Here is a 17,220-nt window from a genome sequence, read left to right as displayed (position 1 = left end):
AATGGAAAAGATAGAGGGTTTCATGCAGGTAAACTTTGGGTCATTAGAATTACCAAACGACGGAGCCATTGCGTTTTTGGTAGAAAAAGACAAGCCGTTCTCAGGTTTGGCAGCTGAAGCAGATAGCCTGTCGGGTGGCATGTTATCCAAGGCGCGTGAAGTCAGTCGCTTTACTGGTGCATCGGGCCAAACAAAAGAGATAGTCGCGGTTACTGGATTATCGGCTGATCGTGTGTTGTTAGTTGGCATTGGTGATTTGGAAGCAACGACGGATACAACGTGGATAGAAATCGGAGCAAAAGTTACAGCTGCTTTGGCAAGTTCTGGTAGCAAGTCAGCCGCTATTATTGCGGATATTGATGGTGTTGTTGTTGTTGATATCGCTGAAGGTGCGCGTTTGCGTTCATACAGGTTTGATAAGTATAGAACAAAAGAACCCGAGGCGAAAAAACCAACTCTCAAGGCAATCAGTATTTTATCTAATGATAGTGAGCAAAGCCAAGCAGCTTATGTTGCCAGAGATAAGGTAATAGACGGCGTTTTCATGACGCGTGACCTTGTGTCTGAGCCGGCAAATATTCTGTATCCGGCAAGTTTTGCTGAAGAGGTACAAACATTAACCAAGCTTGGTGTTGTGGTTGAGGTTCTTGGCGAAGCCGAGATGGAAAAACTCGGTATGGGCGCGCTTCTGGGTGTTGGTCAAGGGTCTGCAAAAGAAAGCCAGCTTGCGATCATGCATTGGAATGGTGGCAACAAAGATGACCAACCTATTTCATTTGTTGGCAAGGGTGTTACGTTTGATACAGGTGGTATTTCCCTTAAGCCTGGTCCTGGTATGGAGCAGATGAAATGGGATATGGGCGGAGCTGGGACCGTAACTGGTTTGATGAAAGCACTTGCTGGTCGTAAGGCAAAAGTGAATGTTATCGGTGTAGTTGGCCTTGTTGAAAATATGCCATCAAGTAATGCGCAACGTCCCGGCGATGTTGTTACAAGTATGTCAGGACAGACTATTGAGATCCTGAATACAGATGCAGAAGGCCGCTTGGTGCTTTGTGATGCCATTTGGTATACGCAGGATCGATTTAAGCCAAAGTTTATCATTGACCTTGCAACACTTACCGGAGCCATTATCACAAGCCTTGGGCATGAGCATGCGGGCATATTCAGTGATAGTGATGAGCTCTGTGACCAATTGTCGAAGGCCGGCGCATCAACTGGTGATAAAGTTTGGCGCCTGCCACTGCATGCTAATTACGACAAACTTATTGATTGTGCGGTTGCCGATATGAAAAATATAGGTGGTGCACCTGCCGGTTCCATTACAGCAGCGCAGTTCCTGAAACGGTTCACTAACGATGTGCCGTGGGTACACATTGATATCGCTGGTACTGTTTGGTCAGAAAAAGATCTTCCTTTGTCAGAAAAAGGCGGAACAGGACATGGTGTAAGGCTGCTGGATCGTTTTGTTGCTGAAAACTACGAAGGCTAGAAGGTTTATTAATGACCGATATCCGCTTTTATCATTTGCAAAACCAATCACTTGAGCAGGCATTGCCCAAGCTGATGGAGAAGGTTGTGGGTGGCGGATTTAAGGCGGTGATTAAGGCTGAAACGCAATCACAGATTGATGTACTTGATAAAGTCTTGTGGGATTACGATCCCGCAAGCTTTCTACCACATGATAAGTCTGGTTGCGATTTTCCTGATGTGCAAACGCTATACCTGACAACAAATGATGAAAACCCAAACGAAGCTAATGTTCTGGTTTTAGTTGATGCTGTTAAAACTGCGGACTTGGAAAGCTATGAACGCTGTCTCTATATGTTTGATGGTCGAAACGAAGATATTGTAGCTGCAGCTCGTGAAGACTGGAAATCCTTGAAAGAGGGCGCGCACACCATGTCTTATTGGCAGCAGCGTGAAATGGGCGGTTGGGAACAAAAAGTCTAGCTTACTTACCCCTTTTAAATGTCAGCAAGAATGCTGTTTAAGGCAGCAACTAATTTCCGCATATCTTTCGGTGTATTGTAAAAAGAAGGCGTTACGCGGATACAGTCACCAGCATGTGGGCCCGTTCTGCGCGTTGTCAGCACGCCGTATTCATCGGCGAGCTTTCGCATGAGAGCATTATTTGCTTGTGTTGATGTTACGCCGTCTATCCGGAAAGATGTTAATCCTGCCACCATTTGAGGATCATCTGGCGTCAAGATTGTTATGCCCTTTTTACCACGTATTTCATTAACCCATAGGCTGCGTAAATAGCGAACACGCGCTTCTTTTTGTGCTGTACCAATGAGATTGTGAAACTCGAGCGCTTTGGGGATAGTCATATGTGCCGCAAAATTCCATGTGCCAGTATCAATACGTGCAGAGATGCTTTTGGAATCAGGGGATTTACCCATGTAAGTATCGATGTCAGATATATGATCTTTCTGGATGTAAATCACACCGCAGCCGATTGGTGCACCAACCCATTTGTGAAGATTTACGCCAACGAAGTTGCAACCTAATGATTTAATATCAAAATCTACTTGCCCCACTGAATGCGCAGCATCCAGGATAACGTCTACACCGCGTGCTTTTGCCATTGCCGAAATCTTGGCAACAGGAATGATCAATCCAGTCCAATTGTTGAGGTGGGTAAGCAGCAGAAGTTTTGTGCCGGGGTTTGCGTTTAGTGAACGTTCATAAAAATCAACGATTTGATCTTCCGTTAATGGTTCGCTCTTTGTTGGTTCCGGAAAATTAATTTTGATGACATTAACACTGCGTCGATCTTCCAGCCAACGCATGGCGTTTTTCATCTCTGAATAATCAAGGTCGGCGTACATTACGGTGTCGCCAGCATTTAATTTGTTGTAGCCACCAATAAGGGCCTGCAGCGTTTCTGTTGCGCCGCGTGTTAATTCAATTTCATCAACCGAAACATTGAGGAACGCTGCAACTTTTTCCCGGATTGCGTCAAATGTGTTGCCGAGTTCACGTCGGGCAAAATAGGTGTTGTTGTTGTTTACCCACTCGGTTTGCTGTTTGTACTCATCGAGCACTGGGCGTGCCATGATGCCCCAATATCCATTTTCGAGGTTAGTGATTTGGTCTGTTACATCGTATTGGCTAGCAATGTGTTGCCATACTGATTCTGTCCGCGCACTGTCTTCCAATGAACGTTCTAGACGGACAATTGTTTGATTTGCTCGATTCTTTGCCTTAGCGCTTTCAGCGAAAGTTAAGCTGGCAACGCTAGCTGCTGCGCTTTGCGACAAAAAGTTGCGACGAGACAATGAGCGATTAATTTTACTATCGTTTGTCATCAATAATTCCTTTTAATCGCGGTACAGAATAAAAACCGCGGCCAGCAACACAGCATCTTTAATCAAAAACAGACCTGTGCCTGATAAAAAAGGAAATGTGCCGGTCCAGCTACTTGCGAAGGTTACCAAAAAGCTAAGTGTTACAAGAAATGTTGCCGCCGATAGTATAAGTCCAATATCGTATGCTTTGTTGTTCCACCAGTAGCCTGTTAGCAAAGCAACGGTGATCAGCTCTATAATACCAATGACATTAGACGCTATTTGCTTGCCAAGGCCCGGTAACCACCAGTTGAAGACCGGACTGGATGTTAAAAGTGGCCATACGCCTTCGGCTTCAGGGCCTGTGAATTTCATGGCGCCAATCCACCCAAGAACAAGAATAAGCCCGAGTAACATAATCTCTTTGGCACCGCGTAAGCCTAGAAACCACATGGCGACACCAATTATTGTGAGATATTTTATCAGGCCTTGCCCCGAGCCAATGGCAGGGAAGCCACCAAGGCTGCTGATCCATACAGGATTAGTAAACATTAAGCTTAGAGCGCCAACGCCATATAAAACAATGAAAGCATAACTTAACCGCTTAAAGCGTTGAGGTACGGCATAAACCACAATCAAGATGCCGGTAGCTGTCTGTAAACCTGCAATAGCTAGCAAAATTAGGTCTTTGTATGGCTTCAAATTCGCAGAGAATAAATGCCCATTGATCCAGCCAGTTCCTGCGCTTTCAGATGTGCCAGACATGCCCATAGCGCCCATCCATAAAAATAAACCTGCAAGTGATATAACGGCAAAAAGGTGCGCATTACTTGCTGACGGCATGATTCGATTTAAAAGTGACACTGTATACTCCCCATCATGGGAAGCAGTGTGCAGGCTAGAGGTATTTCGTCAAGTGACTTTTGTTAGCCCTGTTGCTCTGCCTGTGCAGATGCATAAGCTTCTTCAGCCAGTACCCATTTCTCTTCGGCTTTTGCCAAGTCGTTCTTGATCGATCGCAATCTCAGTTGATAACGCGTTACAAGAATGGCTGCATTTTCATCTTCCTGATCCTCGTAAAGATCAGGGTCGGCGAGCGCGTCTTCAAGCTTTGTCTTCTCGTTCTCAAACTTTTCAATAGCTTTCTCAGCGTTCTCTACCGCTCGTTTCATGGGGGCCAGCAATTTGCGTTGCTCTGCAGCTTGTTGTCTCGCTGCTTTTTTGTTTTCGCTTTGTTTCGCGCTACGGTTTTCTGCTTTTGCTCCTGAGCGCAGGGCAAGAAGGTGTTTGCGGTAATCGTCAAGGTCGCCTTCGAATGTTTTTACATCGCCGTCTTCAACTATCCATAATCGGTCGACACAGGCGTCAACAAGGTGACGGTCATGGCTGATCAATAATACAGCGCCGTCATAGCCATTGATGGCATGGATCAGTGCTTCGCGACTATCAACATCAAGGTGGTTGGTTGGCTCATCCAAAATAAGTAACTGTGGCTTCTGGAATGTGGCAATCGCGAACATCAAGCGTGCTTTTTCACCACCAGATAAGTTTTCAACCGCGCGTGTTGCTTTATCTGCGCCGAACCCGAAGCTACCAAGCCTTGCTCGTACCTTTGATTCTATAGCATCCGGCATAAGCTTACTGAGATGAAACAAGGGTGTTTCCGTTGGGATCAGCTCATCAAGTTGATGCTGAGCAAAGTAGCCAATGCCAAGAACGCGGGATTTACTCATTTTACCGGTCATGGGAGCGAGCTTGCTGGCAAGAAGCTTGGCAAAGGTGGATTTGCCGTTTCCGTTCGCGCCTAAAAGCGCAATACGGTCATCCATATCGATGCGGAGATCAAGATTCCTGAGGATAGGCTTGCCTTCCTCGTAACCAACACTGGCCTCATCAAGTGCAATCAATGGTGAAGATAACGGTTCTGGTTTTGGAAAATTAAACGGAATTGTGCTGGATTCCATCATCGTCACAATGGGCTGCATGCGTGCCAGGGCTTTCATGCGGCTCTGTGCTTGCTTTGCTTTACTTGCTTTTGCTTTGAAACGGTCAACAAACGACTGAATGTGACGCCGTTCAGTCTCTTGCTTGGACTTGAGCGCCATCTGGTGCTCCATATGCTGACGGCGCAGTTGTTCGAAACGGTCATAGCCGCCGGTGTAACTATTTAGTTTGCCGTGTTCCAGATGGACAATATGTGTGACAGCTTTATTCAACAAATCCCTGTCATGACTAATGATCAGAACTGTATATGGATATGTCCTCAGGAAACTCTCCAACCACATCACGCCCTCAAGGTCGAGATAGTTGGTGGGCTCATCAAGCAAGAGCAGATCAGGTTCGTTAAATAATACGCAGGCCAATGCAACCCGCATACGCCAACCACCGGAGTAGCTACTGCAAGGCCTCGCTTGAGCAGCTCCATCGAAGCCGAGGCCTGCCAGGATAGTTGCCGCTCGTGCTTCTGCTGAGTGAGCGCCTATATCAGCGAGTCTTGTATGAATGTAAGAAATGCGTTCAGGGTCTGTCGCCGTTAAGGCCTCTGTATTAAGTGATGACATTTCATGGTTGGAATCGAGAACTGTCTGAAGCAGGCTTTGAGGCCCACCAGGAGCTTCTTGTCCTACATGACCGATGCGCGCTGTTGCACGTACCTTTATGTCGCCTGCTTCAGGTGAAAGATCACCGAGTATCATATTAAAGAGTGTTGATTTACCTGCACCGTTACGGCCCACGAGGCCTACCTTATGTCCAGGAGGGATAGCAACCGTTGCTTGTTCAAAAAGCAATCGGTCAGCGATACGGAATGTTATGTCGTTAATATGAAGCATGGACCGGCACCTATCACATCACGTTGCACACTGCAAAGCAAAGCTTGGCAATGTGTGAGAATGCCGTTATAAGGCGCGCGAATCTATTCAACGGCGCAGCGGCGTCGAATTTATTAAGGACAGCACAATGGCTATTCAACGTACATTTTCTATTATCAAACCAGACGCTACTAACCGTAACCTGACTGGTTCAATCAACGCTATTTTTGAAAAAGCTGGTTTGCGTATTGTTGCCCAAAAGCGCATTCATATGACACAGGCTCAAGCTGAAACATTTTATGCCGTTCACAGTGAGCGTCCATTCTTCGGCGAGTTGGTTGAATTCATGACATCTGCACCGGTAGTTGTTCAGGTTCTTGAAGGTGAAAATGCTGTTCTTGCGCACCGTGAAGTAATGGGTGCAACAAACCCTGCTGAGGCGGCTGAAGGCACAGTTCGTAAAGAGTTCGCGCTTTCAATTGGTGAAAACTCTGTACATGGTTCAGACAGCGAAGAAAATGCGGCAATTGAAATTGCTCAGTTCTTCTCAGGTAACGAGATTGTTGGTTAATACCCAATCTTAGTACTAAGCGTTTTATAAAGGCTGCTCTTAATGGAGTGGCCTTTATGCTTTTCAGGCCAAATACATGTGTGTTGTTTGTGTTTTCAAATATTTTGAAAGGGCGAGGTATGCATGGATTTAATAGATTGGCTTTCGCCTTAACAGTGTCATTAGCCTCAAGCGGTGCGTTTGCTAAGCAGGATATCGAAAAAACCGTAAACCTACATTTTCAATATGCTTCACTGTATAAACGTTCAGCCGGGAAGGTGATATTCACTTCTGTATGTTCGCTTTCAACCGGGGATACAGTCATGTACCCGTTATGTAATTTTATGAATCGCTGTGCGAGTGTTAAGGCTAATCCGGTGCCGCGTTGACCAGCTGTCAGATCATCTGTCGCATAAATTTGCGAATCTTGTGCAGTGCCGATACGCTCAACATTGATGCTGGCGCCTTCGTCCGTCACGCTAACAGTAAGAGAGCCTCTTTTGTTAACTGACACTTCGCACTTAACATTGCCTTTTTCTGGAGAAAACTTAATCGCATCTGATAGAAGGTTAATAATCGCTTGTTTTATAAGTCTTTTATCAGCTTTAATTCGATTTTTAGGGTTGAGTTTTCTGGTAATTTTTATTGATTTTTTTTCTGCCTGTAGAGACATGAGATACAAGCACTCATTAATTGCGTCTTCAATACAAAATAATTCATCGTCGAGTACATATTCATGTGAAGCGAGGTCTGTCAGTGTTTGAATTTCGTTGACAGTTGATAGCAGGTGATTTGCACTTTTTTTAATGATGGAACTATATTCCAGATATTTATCAACTGATAGCGCAATAAACTGAGGGTCAGCCATGATTTCCGAGAAACCGATTATTGCATTAAGGGGGGTGCGCAATTCATGGCTCACAGTCGACATAAACTGATCTTTGGCGTTATTGGCACGCTCAACATCAATGAAAGCCTGCTTGAGTTCTTGTTCAGCAATTTCGCGTTGTGTGATCTCAGCTTTTAAAAGCAACGTCATTTTTAACCAGTCTACAAACCCATAACATACTAACAGGCCACCTGGTGCATATCCGAAAATGGGGATAATGAAATCCCAACCAGCTTCATCAGTGAAAGCCAGCATTAAATACCCCAAGGGTGTTTCTTCCAGATAATTAAGGAAACTTGCAATCATGAAAAGCGTGATGCCAAAAAGCGTTAATGCGAGGCCCCGCGTGTTGCCATCAAATTTGCGATACAGATTTGCAAATACCGTTAATCCGATGACCGCGGCAATAAACAACACCATATCTGGATGAATGTATGACATTATTTTACTTCAACCCCATTCGTTGAAATAAGCATACAGAAGCGTGGAATTACCAGCAAGCAACTAATTTATTGCTGATTAAGGGGTAGGGCTTATTAAATTTGTTTCTGGCCAGTTTGTATCTTTGAATACGCATTTTCTTCCAGAAACGCGCACGCGACCTTCGGCAATCATCCGTATGCCGGCAGTGTATATAATATGCTCTTGCACCAGTACCCTCTGGATGAGGCTTTGTTCAGTGTCATCAGGCGTAATCGGCACAGCAGCTTGCATGATTATAGGACCATCATCCATTTCAGGCCTGACGAAATGAAGTGTGCAGCCGCCGAACTTGGCACCGTCTTCTATCGCACGTTCATGAGTATGCAGGCCTTTGTATGAAGGAAGTAAGGATGGGTGAATGTTGATCATACGGTCTTTCCAGCGGCTCACAAAGTCAGCGCCTAAAAGGCGCATGAACCCTGCAAGACATACAAGTTCAACCTCGTTTTCCTTAAGGCGTGTATGTAGCTCTGCTTCAAAGTCAGCTCTGTTTTCATATTCTGTATGATCAATGCAAACTGCAGTTAAGCCACTCTGTCGGGCTCTCTCTAAGCCTTTTGCAGTTGGTCGGTTAGATATTACAACCATAATTTCGGCAGGGTATTCTGGTGCATTGCAAGCGTCTATAATGGCTTGCAGGTTTGTACCGCTGCCAGAAATCATAACTGCAAGTTTAAGTTTGCGCATGGCTTACACATCTCCCGTCATGGATGTCCAAGACTCGCTTGACCCCCATGTGCCAGCCTTGCCTGAAACGCGGCATTTTGGTTTGCCTGTACCTGATCTGATAACGCCAATTTCAAATACGGTTTCACCGTTTGCTTCCAGAATTTTCTTGGTTGCATCAACATTGTTTGGGCCAACGACTGCAACCATACCGATGCCGCAATTAAATGTGCGCGCCATTTCGCGGGTTTCGATATTGCCTTTAGCTTGAAGCCACTGGAATATATCTGGTAGTTCCCATGTTCCTGTATCAATGTCAGCTAACAGGTCATTGGGCATTACACGCGGAATGTTTTCAAGAAAGCCACCACCGGTGATATGGGATAATCCCTTGATATATCCTGCTTTAATTGCAGCAAGGGTGCTTTTTACATAGATTTTTGTTGGTTCTAGAAATGCTTCGCCTAAAGAGCAATCCGCAAAAGGTGCTTTATCGGCGTATGAGTGCTGGTTTCCTTCGATCAATCTGCGAATAAGTGAATAACCGTTTGAATGCGGACCACTTGATGCCAGCCCCAGCAAGACATCGCCTTCGGCTATTGATCTGCCGTCCAGCAGTGTTCCACGTTCAGCTGCGCCCACGCTGAAACCCGCAAGGTCATAATCTCCGGATCGGTACATACCTGGCATTTCCGCAGTTTCACCGCCAATAAGGCCGCAGCCGGACTGCCGACATCCGTCAGCTATACCGGATACCACATCTGTCATTTGCCCAACGTCTAAAGCGCCAGTTGCAATATAATCAAGAAACAGAAGAGGTTCTGCGCCCTGAACAACCAAATCATTGACACACATGGCAACAAGATCAATTCCTACCGTGTCATGGATGCCTGCTTCAATCGCAACTTTTAGCTTTGTTCCGACGCCGTCATTAGCAGCGACTAAAATCGGGTCGGTGTAACCGGCGGCTTTTAGATCAAACAAGCCCCCAAACCCACCAAGGTCTGCGTCCGCACCTGAGCGACGAGTACTTGCTGCGAGCGGTTTAATGTTTTCAACAAGCGCATCGCCTGCATCAATATCTACGCCAGCATCTTTATATGTGTATGATTGTGCGTTTTTAGTTGCCATTTCAACTCACTTTGCCCTGAAGTTGGCGCAATCTTTTGACTATGATGTTTTGCCACTGATTGAGATACTATTTGATCTCGCAATTGTCACATGTGGCGTTATAGTGTCGCCCGATAATTTATGAAAGCACTTATGAGTAACCTATTTAAAAATATGGCATTCTTTTTCCGTGTTTTTCGGATGTTTGTTGCTGTTTTAATATTTTTGCCTATTGGTATTCAGGGTTTATGGGCGCAAACTGATACTACACTGGACCAGTTGTTCACTATTCGTGAAGTCCGGGTTGATGAAATTGCTCGTAGTGCTAATCAAGCACGTCAAGCCGCATTGTTAAAGGCCGAAGAAGATGCTTACACGCGACTTATCAGGAAAATCACACAAGCGGAGCATCGTGATAGGTTGCCAGTACTCGGCACTGCTGAGCGGCAAGCGCTTATTAGTGGTATAGAACTGGTAGACGAGTTGTCTTCAAACCGGCGTTATGTCGCAACGCTAAATGTACGATTTGCACCTAGTCGGGTTAGCGAGTTCCTTGCTGAGTATAATGTTCCGCATGTGCTTGGTACCGGTAATGATATTCTTGTGCTTCATGCCCATAAACGGGGACTTACTGAAATACTCTGGAAACAGGATCAGGTAATTGATGCAGCAAGGGATGAAGTAGATTGGCTTAATCGTATTCGTGGTTATCGTTTTGCACGGGGGGAAATTTCAGAACGGATGTCGATTAGCGCTCATGCTGTGGATGCTTTTGATACAGAAGCTGCCATAAATACCAGTAAAATAAGTGGTCTCGAATCGGTTCTGTTAATCAGTTCTAATATTGGTTTATCGGTGGCTGGTGAAAAGCAGCTTTTTTACCGATTTATTGCAACAGACAGCGGTGTTTCTGCTGAAGGTGCTGTTCCTATTGCTGATGATCAGGCTTCAAGTGAATTAACAGGTGAAGCTGCGGCACTGGCCTTGATGTATGAGCAGGTACTAGAGGCAATCGACGGCGCTTGGCGAGAAAGGTTGCTGGTTGATACTGGTTCACAGGACATTATAGACGTTTTTGTGGCGACATTATCACTTGATGAAATGGCTCAGATTGAACTCAAGCTCTCTGAAATTTCGTTAGTGCAGAATTATAAAATTATTGAAATAGGACTGCCAACAAGCCGGTTTGCTATTTCTTATACTGGTCGCTTGGACCAATTGATCCTTGCAATGCAATTTGCCGGTCTTGAATTAAAGCCGTATGGTTCTCAAATGATATTGGAACATCGTTAATTTAGAAGCTCGAACTTTTCCAGGTTTCGACGGGGAGATGCAGTATGAATCGGTGGGTGTGGATCGCCAGTGTCCTCGTTTTTGTGCTTTTTGTCTATTTGACGAAGGGTGTTTTATTACCGTTTATTGCGGGTCTTGCGATTGCTTATTTTCTTGACCCGGTTGCTGATGCTCTTGAGATGCGAAAAGTCCCGCGTGGTATGGCTGCTGCTATAGTGATTGCCTTATTTTTCTTTATTATCATTGGTGTTCTCCTCGCTTTTTGGCCTGTGCTTCAGTCGCAGTTGGCAGCGGTTGCGAAAACGCTTCCAAACACGCTTGCCAGCTTCAAACCATGGTTAAACCAGGTCATGGCGAACCTAATGGACAACTATGGCGTCGATTTTGGCGCAGACGCGGATAGTATGCTTGCAAACCTTTCCAGCGGACTACTGTCACAAGGGCGCGAAGCTGCGGCTGGTGCACTTAAAGGTGGGTTAGCTTTCTTTAATATTTTGACGCTGATTCTTATTTCGCCGGTTGTCGCGTTTTATCTTTTAAGAGACTGGGACCTGATTATTGCAAAATTGGACAGCTGGTTACCTTCCAAGGGCGGTAATATTGTTCGTGAGCAAGCAAAAAAGATTGATAGCGTTCTTGCTGGTTTTGTTCGTGGACAGTTGCTTGTCAGCACTATAATGGGTGTTTTGTACGGTGTGGGTTGGGCATTAACGGGCCTTGATTTCGCTATTGTTCTTGGTGTTCTCGCCGGTGTTATGTCGTTTGTTCCCTTTGTTGGTGCCCTGTTTGCTGCCATTGTTGCTGTTGCTATGGCAATTGGTCAGTGGGGCTTTGACCCAATGCAAATAGCTTTAGTTGTTGGCGTTTTCTTCGTGGTTCAGACGATTGAAAGTGCGTTTTTGACCCCAAGATTGGTTGGGGAGAGGGTAGGTCTGCACCCCGTTTGGGTATTGTTTGCCGTGTTTGCTGGCGGCGAGGTGATGGGTTTCGTTGGTGTGTTGGTGGCGGTGCCTGCAACTGCAGCTATTGCGGTATTAGTGCGGTACTGGATCGAGCGTTATCTCGAGCATTACCAAGACAAGCCAATAATTTCGCACGATAGTAATGACGATACGGAAACAGAAACAAATGAAATTGCTGCGCCAGACGACTCTGAGGTACTTCAAAGTTAAGTCATGGCTACAGTAAACAATCAAATACCGCTGGACCTTAAGGCACCTGTTAGCTTCGATATGGCTGACTTCATTGTTTCTGACTCCAACAATGAGGCCGTTGAGTTTATAAGCAGGTGGCAGGGGTGGTCGCACCATTTTGTGGCGCTTGTTGGCCCCCGTGCATGCGGAAAATCTCATCTTTTGCATGGTTGGGCCGCTGATGTTGGTGCTGAATTCATTGAGCCGGACGTTGATATTGCGGCCATGAAGCCTGCAGGTTTTTACGTGCTTGATGATGTAAACCAGAAAGATGAATGTGGTAATTTACTTTACGATGATGTTGCGTTGTTTCATTTATACAATTGGCTCAGTGAAATAGGGGCGACTTTGTTGGTAACAGCTGAGGATGCGCCAACTTTGTGGCCGCGTGTTTTACCAGATTTAAAGTCACGCCTGGGCACTGTACCAGTTGCAGCAATTACAGAGCCTGATGATAATTTACTTATTATGCTTCTTGTCAAATTGTTTTCTGATAGACAGTTAGAGGTGAATATAGATGTGATACATTATATACTGAAGCATATTGAAAGATCATTTTCTGCGGTACATAAACTTGTGGAAACTGTTGATAAAGACGCGCTTGCCAGACGACGAAAAGTAACGAAAGCTTTGGTGCGCGAATGTTTAAATTATCAATAACGTTAGACTATAGCTAACTTCGTAGCGCGACTGATGCTGGACCCCTTTGATATTCAATGATATTTGTTAATTACTGAACATGTATTAACTGTAATAAATCTAATGTAAGTCATGCTCTTTTATGATTGAGCGATGAAATAAAGGCAGTTAAATGGCTGATGGCGCAAATACAGAACTGGTTAACTCCGTTAAAGATGACCGACATGACATTAAGCATGCCATTGCCAGTATAAGTAAGGGCGAAAGGTACCTCAACCGTGAGCTGAGCTGGTTACAGTTTAATATCCGAGTTCTTGAAGAGGCACAAAATAATCGCCACCCTTTGCTGGAAAGACTGCGCTTTCTATCCATCTCTGGCGATAACCTTGATGAATTTTACATGGTGCGCGTGGCAGGGCTTCGTGGCCAGTTGGCTTTGGGCGTGGATGTCGTTTCAAGTGACGGCTTAACGCCTGCAATGCAACTTGAGAAAATTAACGTACTTGCTGAAAAGCTTCTGGAAAAGCAACAAGAAGTATGGGCGCTTTTAAATGTTGAAATGCGCAAGGCTGGCATGTCGGTTCTTGAAGCAAATGAGCTTGATGAAACGGAACAAGTGTGGGTGAAAGATTACTTCTTTGACAACATTATGCCTTTGTTAACGCCCATTGCTGTTGACCCTGCACATCCATTTCCATTTATTCCAAATCTTGGGTTTACCATAGCTTTGTCGCTGAAACGGCAATCTGACGGTGAGCCTATGGTTGCTTTGCTGCCAGTACCAAGCCATCTAAAACGTTTTATTCGTCTTCCCAGTACCAGCTCTATTCGATTTATTTCGATTGAACGCATGATTGCCTTGTTCTTTGATCAGCTATTTCCTGGATACAAAATCAAAGGGAGCGGGGTTTTCCGCGTTGTTAGAGACAGTGATATTGAGATCGAGGAAGAGGCGGAAGATCTTGTACGTGTTTTTGAAAGTGCACTGAAACGCCGTAAACGTGGTCGTGTGATCAGACTTAAGGTTGATGCCGATATGCCAAAGCATCTGCGTAAAATTATTGTTTCGCGCCTGAATGCTACAGATGATGTTGTTGTAATGGTTGATGGTATTCTTGGTATTAACGAGACTAATCAGTTAATTGTTGATGATAACCCTGACTTGATCTTCAAGCCATATAACCCGCGCTATCCTGAGCGCGTAAAAGACTTTAACGGTGATATTTTCAAATCAATCGCAGCTAAGGATTTTGTGGTTCATCATCCATACGAGTCTTTTGAGGTTGTGCATTTATTCTTGCGGCAGGCAGCACGTGATCCTGACGTGGTGGCTATCAAGCAAACACTATACCGGGCTGGTTCGCAGTCTATGATTATTGGTGCGTTGATTGAAGCCGCGGAAGCCGGGAAATCTGTTACTGCGGTTGTTGAACTTAAAGCACGCTTCGATGAAGAGCAGAACATCAAGTGGGCACGTGATCTCGAGCGTGCAGGTGTTCATGTCGTTTTTGGCTCTATTGAGCTTAAGACCCACGGTAAGGTGTCCATGATTGTGCGCCGGGAAAATGGCAAACTGAAAAGCTATATGCATTTCGGTACAGGTAATTATCACCCCATTACCGCACGCATATATACTGATCTGTCATTTTTTACCGCTGATCAGGCTCTGGCGCGTGACGCAAACAAAATGTTTAACTATTTGACAGGTTATGTAGAGCCAATTGGTCTTGAGAAACTAGTATTATCGCCTTTTGATCTACGCCGTCATTTGGTTGGCTTGATAGAGCGTGAAATTGAATTTGCACGTGATGGTAAGCCCGCCGCAATATGGGTTAAGCTAAATTCACTTCTTGATAGCAAGATCATTGATAAACTGTATGAGGCGTCTCAGAACGGTGTGCAGATTGATCTGATTATCAGGGGTATTTGCACGCTTAGGCCCGGTTTAAAGGGATTGAGTGAAAATATAAGAGTGCATTCTGTGATAGGCCGTTTTCTGGAGCATGCGCGTATCTGTTGCTTTGGCAATGGTCATAAATTACCGTCTCGTCACGCGAAAGTATATATTTCGTCCGCTGATTGGATGCCGCGTAATTTTAACCGGCGAGTAGAAACGCTTGTTCCTATCGAAAACCCGACAGTACATGATCAAATCATGGGGCAGGTTATGGCAGCCAACTTGAAAGACAACTGTCAGACTTGGCTTATGGACTCGGATGGCAATTTCTCAAAAAGAGAACCAGCAGAGTCTGATGATTTATTTAGCGTTCATGATTACTTCATGAATAATTCGTCGTTGTCCGGGCGAGGTTCTGCGGGTGATGGGGTGCAGGTGGCACCGGTAATGGCATATGGATTGGACGAATAAACTAAGTGTTTGATGTCAGTGGTCATAGTGAACGATATGTAGCCGTTATAGATATCGGTTCAAACTCTGTGCGATTGGTTGTTTTTTCAGGCCGCTCTCGCGTACCTGCAACTGTATTTAACGAAAAACTAATGTGTGGCTTGGGCGCGGAAGTTGGCCGGTCAGGTTTGATGGATAAAAATGCTATTGCACTTGCTGTCTCCACCCTGAAGCGATTTAAAGCTCTGTGTGACCAAATGCAGGTTACCGACACACTTGTTGTTGCAACCGCAGCAGTTAGGGACGCGACTAATGGTGGTGAGTTTGTTGACCTTATTCGGCGGGAAACAGGATTTGAAATCTCTGTTATTGAAGGTAGTGAAGAGGCTAGGCTGGCGGGTTTAGGTGTTTTATCCAGTGACCCTGACGCTTCAGGTATTGTTGGTGACCTCGGTGGTGGTTCGCTTGAACTTGCGCAGGTTCATAAGGGTGAAGTGTTGCAAACGATTAGCCTGCCGCTTGGACCGCTGCGTTTGATGAGCAAGTTTGGCAATAAATCTCGATCAATTCGAAAATTTCTTCGCGCACAATTTACTGCCATAGACTGGCTTGGCGAAATTGATGATCAAAACCTTTATATGGTGGGTGGGGCATGGCGTAATATTGCTAAACTTATGATGAGCGAAAAGTCTAATCCGCTTCCCATCTTGCAAGGTTATAAATCAAACCGGAATGAACTGAGTAGTTATTGCAAGAGGTTAAGTAATCTTGACCCTCAAAACATACCGTTTGCCAGTGATATTCCTGTTAAACGAGTAGAGGTGCTGCCGACAGCCGCTATTGTCCTAAGTGAGCTATTAAACGCAACGCGCGCAAAGAACGGTATTGTATCGGCTTACGGCCTGCGTGAAGGATTGATCTTTGACCAATTAACTGTTTCAGAGAAGAAGTTTGACCCTTTCATTCATGCTTGCCGTGTGTTGGCTGATGAGCGATGCCGTTTTGCAGAACATGCTGACGTAATTTACGATTGGACGCGGTCATTGTTCAAGAAAGAGGCACGCAAACCAAAGCAGCAGCGTAAGTTACACTATGCCATATGTTTGCTGAGCGATATCGCATGGCGTGGTCATCCGGATTTTCGCGCCGAAAAGGCGGTCGAAACGATCTTGCATGGTAATTTTGTTGGTATTAGTCATGTTGAGCGTGCCTATATTGCCGTTGCTCTCAATCAAGCATACGGTGCACCGATTGACGCCCCTCACATTTCGCACATTCTAAATTTGCTCAAGATACGTGAAATCATTGAGGCACGTATGATGGGTGCTGCGCTTCGTTTGGCTCAGCGGCTTTCAGGAGGAACAGTAACAGCCCTTATGGTAACACAGCTGCGTGTCACCCGTAACAAGCTGTGGCTTGGGGTGCCTCAAAGTTACCGTGATATCGCCAATGAAGTTGTTGCCAAGCGTTTGTCTCACCTTGCCCAATTAATGGGTCGTAAATCTGTGATAGAATTCCCTGACGACTTAAACGATATTTCTGTTGGCTAATTAATTTTGACGGTTAATTTGATGGAGCAGCGTTTGTTTTGTTTCTTTTGACAGAGCACCCCAGTGTTGTTCATTAAGGGCTCCTTCTAACGAATAAAGATAGTAGCAGACCGGCATGTTCTTTTCCGGGTGATTTGCGCTAATTCTCATGTAAGCACCCGCTGCGCCCATTTCTTTTAGGTCGTCGTATGTGTGAACGCCGATTTCCCTAAGACGCTTGGCAACAGTTGTACCAATGTTCATGAGTTCATTTACTGGTTTGTTCCTAGCTTGCATGTAAATACCCTCTATATGGATAAATATGTCAGTTTAAATTATCGCTCCTGTCAATATGTGTCAGCAATAAGTTGTTTATTACGTATAGTTCCAGAAATTCGTAACTATGATGATGAAAAGA

At 45.1% G+C, this 17,220-nt stretch carries 15 protein-coding genes; 8 read left to right on the top strand and 7 right to left on the bottom strand.

Features of this window, described 5'->3' with window-relative positions; all coding sequences use genetic code 11:
* Position 1: 1 nt before the first annotated feature.
* The gene (locus OEU88_RS11305; protein WP_262695280.1) at positions 2–1,492 is read left to right on the top strand and encodes a leucyl aminopeptidase; all 1,491 of its coding nucleotides are present in this window, start codon (positions 2–4) and stop codon (positions 1,490–1,492) included.
* An 11-nt stretch (positions 1,493–1,503) separates the two neighbouring features.
* The gene (locus OEU88_RS11300; protein WP_262695279.1) at positions 1,504–1,953 is read left to right on the top strand and encodes a DNA polymerase III subunit chi; all 450 of its coding nucleotides are present in this window, start codon (positions 1,504–1,506) and stop codon (positions 1,951–1,953) included.
* Between the two features lie 14 nt (positions 1,954–1,967).
* Here the strand turns inward: OEU88_RS11300 and OEU88_RS11295 are convergent, their stop codons facing one another.
* From OEU88_RS11295 to OEU88_RS11285, 3 genes are all read right to left on the bottom strand, one after another.
* Positions 1,968–3,314 (bottom strand): aminotransferase class V-fold PLP-dependent enzyme, encoded by a 1,347-nt coding sequence (locus OEU88_RS11295; protein ID WP_262695278.1) that lies wholly within the window; start codon positions 3,312–3,314, stop codon positions 1,968–1,970.
* 12 nt (positions 3,315–3,326) lie between these two features.
* The gene (locus OEU88_RS11290) at positions 3,327–4,157 is read right to left on the bottom strand and encodes a YkgB family protein (protein WP_262695277.1); all 831 of its coding nucleotides are present in this window, start codon (positions 4,155–4,157) and stop codon (positions 3,327–3,329) included.
* 62 nt (positions 4,158–4,219) lie between these two features.
* Positions 4,220–6,124 (bottom strand): ABC-F family ATP-binding cassette domain-containing protein, encoded by a 1,905-nt coding sequence (locus OEU88_RS11285; RefSeq protein WP_262695276.1) that lies wholly within the window; start codon positions 6,122–6,124, stop codon positions 4,220–4,222.
* Positions 6,125–6,251: 127 nt separating this feature from the next.
* Between OEU88_RS11285 and ndk the strand changes: the two genes are divergently transcribed.
* Positions 6,252–6,674 (top strand): nucleoside-diphosphate kinase, encoded by a 423-nt coding sequence (gene ndk / locus OEU88_RS11280; RefSeq protein WP_262695275.1) that lies wholly within the window; start codon positions 6,252–6,254, stop codon positions 6,672–6,674.
* Positions 6,675–6,894: 220 nt separating this feature from the next.
* On the opposite strand, the gene OEU88_RS11275 is transcribed toward ndk, so the two are convergent.
* The 3 genes from OEU88_RS11275 to purM form a co-directional block, all read right to left on the bottom strand.
* A complete protein-coding gene (locus OEU88_RS11275; RefSeq protein WP_262695274.1) occupies positions 6,895–7,983 on the bottom strand; it encodes a sensor histidine kinase in 1,089 nt (362 codons plus the stop codon).
* A gap of 78 nt (positions 7,984–8,061) precedes the next feature.
* Positions 8,062–8,712 (bottom strand): phosphoribosylglycinamide formyltransferase, encoded by a 651-nt coding sequence (purN, locus tag OEU88_RS11270; protein WP_262695273.1) that lies wholly within the window; start codon positions 8,710–8,712, stop codon positions 8,062–8,064.
* A gap of 3 nt (positions 8,713–8,715) precedes the next feature.
* Positions 8,716–9,822 carry a phosphoribosylformylglycinamidine cyclo-ligase gene (purM, locus tag OEU88_RS11265; RefSeq protein WP_262695272.1) on the bottom strand — a complete coding sequence of 369 codons (1,107 nt, stop codon included), beginning with the start codon at positions 9,820–9,822 and terminating at the stop codon, positions 8,716–8,718.
* A gap of 132 nt (positions 9,823–9,954) precedes the next feature.
* Here purM and OEU88_RS11260 point away from each other — a divergent pair, with 132 nt between their 5' ends.
* The 5 genes from OEU88_RS11260 to OEU88_RS11240 all read left to right on the top strand — a co-directional run bounded on the left by OEU88_RS11260 (position 9,955) and on the right by OEU88_RS11240 (position 16,823).
* Positions 9,955–11,094 carry a DUF2066 domain-containing protein gene (locus OEU88_RS11260; protein ID WP_262695271.1) on the top strand — a complete coding sequence of 380 codons (1,140 nt, stop codon included), beginning with the start codon at positions 9,955–9,957 and terminating at the stop codon, positions 11,092–11,094.
* Between the two features lie 44 nt (positions 11,095–11,138).
* Entirely contained in the window at positions 11,139–12,266 is a 1,128-nt protein-coding gene (locus OEU88_RS11255) for an AI-2E family transporter (protein WP_262695270.1), read from the top strand.
* Positions 12,267–12,269: 3 nt separating this feature from the next.
* Positions 12,270–12,947, top strand: coding sequence for an HdaA/DnaA family protein (locus OEU88_RS11250; RefSeq protein WP_262695269.1), 678 nt, complete (start codon positions 12,270–12,272; stop codon positions 12,945–12,947).
* Between the two features lie 151 nt (positions 12,948–13,098).
* Positions 13,099–15,294 carry an RNA degradosome polyphosphate kinase gene (locus tag OEU88_RS11245; protein ID WP_262695268.1) on the top strand — a complete coding sequence of 732 codons (2,196 nt, stop codon included), beginning with the start codon at positions 13,099–13,101 and terminating at the stop codon, positions 15,292–15,294.
* A 5-nt stretch (positions 15,295–15,299) separates the two neighbouring features.
* The gene (locus OEU88_RS11240; protein ID WP_262695267.1) at positions 15,300–16,823 is read left to right on the top strand and encodes a Ppx/GppA family phosphatase; all 1,524 of its coding nucleotides are present in this window, start codon (positions 15,300–15,302) and stop codon (positions 16,821–16,823) included.
* Here OEU88_RS11240 and OEU88_RS11235 read toward each other — a convergent pair whose 3' ends face one another.
* On the bottom strand, positions 16,824–17,099 hold the full coding sequence (locus tag OEU88_RS11235; protein ID WP_262695266.1) for a TfoX/Sxy family protein: 276 nt from the start codon (positions 17,097–17,099) through the stop codon (positions 16,824–16,826).
* Positions 17,100–17,220: the final 121 nt, after the last annotated feature.

Origin of the sequence: Kordiimonas aquimaris, from assembly GCF_025574485.1 — a bacterium.
Lineage (GTDB): Bacteria > Pseudomonadota > Alphaproteobacteria > Sphingomonadales > Kordiimonadaceae > Kordiimonas > Kordiimonas aquimaris.
This window is presented reverse-complemented; position numbering and strand designations above follow the sequence as displayed.

Bases quoted from the DNA above. Each gene is read 5' to 3' on its own strand.
- OEU88_RS11235 (WP_262695266.1), bottom strand. From the start codon at position 17,099: ATGCAAGCTAGGAACAAACCAGTAAATGAACTCATGAACATTGGTACA.
- OEU88_RS11295 (WP_262695278.1), bottom strand. From the start codon at position 3,314: ATGACAAACGATAGTAAAATTAATCGCTCATTGTCTCGTCGCAACTTT.
- OEU88_RS11255 (WP_262695270.1), top strand. From the start codon at position 11,139: ATGAATCGGTGGGTGTGGATCGCCAGTGTCCTCGTTTTTGTGCTTTTT.
- OEU88_RS11305 (WP_262695280.1), top strand. From the start codon at position 2: ATGGAAAAGATAGAGGGTTTCATGCAGGTAAACTTTGGGTCATTAGAA.
- OEU88_RS11285 (WP_262695276.1), bottom strand. From the start codon at position 6,124: ATGCTTCATATTAACGACATAACATTCCGTATCGCTGACCGATTGCTT.
- OEU88_RS11250 (WP_262695269.1), top strand. From the start codon at position 12,270: ATGGCTACAGTAAACAATCAAATACCGCTGGACCTTAAGGCACCTGTT.
- OEU88_RS11300 (WP_262695279.1), top strand. From the start codon at position 1,504: ATGACCGATATCCGCTTTTATCATTTGCAAAACCAATCACTTGAGCAG.
- purN (WP_262695273.1), bottom strand. From the start codon at position 8,712: ATGCGCAAACTTAAACTTGCAGTTATGATTTCTGGCAGCGGTACAAAC.
- ndk (WP_262695275.1), top strand. From the start codon at position 6,252: ATGGCTATTCAACGTACATTTTCTATTATCAAACCAGACGCTACTAAC.
- purM (WP_262695272.1), bottom strand. From the start codon at position 9,822: ATGGCAACTAAAAACGCACAATCATACACATATAAAGATGCTGGCGTA.
- OEU88_RS11260 (WP_262695271.1), top strand. From the start codon at position 9,955: ATGAGTAACCTATTTAAAAATATGGCATTCTTTTTCCGTGTTTTTCGG.
- OEU88_RS11275 (WP_262695274.1), bottom strand. From the start codon at position 7,983: ATGTCATACATTCATCCAGATATGGTGTTGTTTATTGCCGCGGTCATC.
- OEU88_RS11245 (WP_262695268.1), top strand. From the start codon at position 13,099: ATGGCTGATGGCGCAAATACAGAACTGGTTAACTCCGTTAAAGATGAC.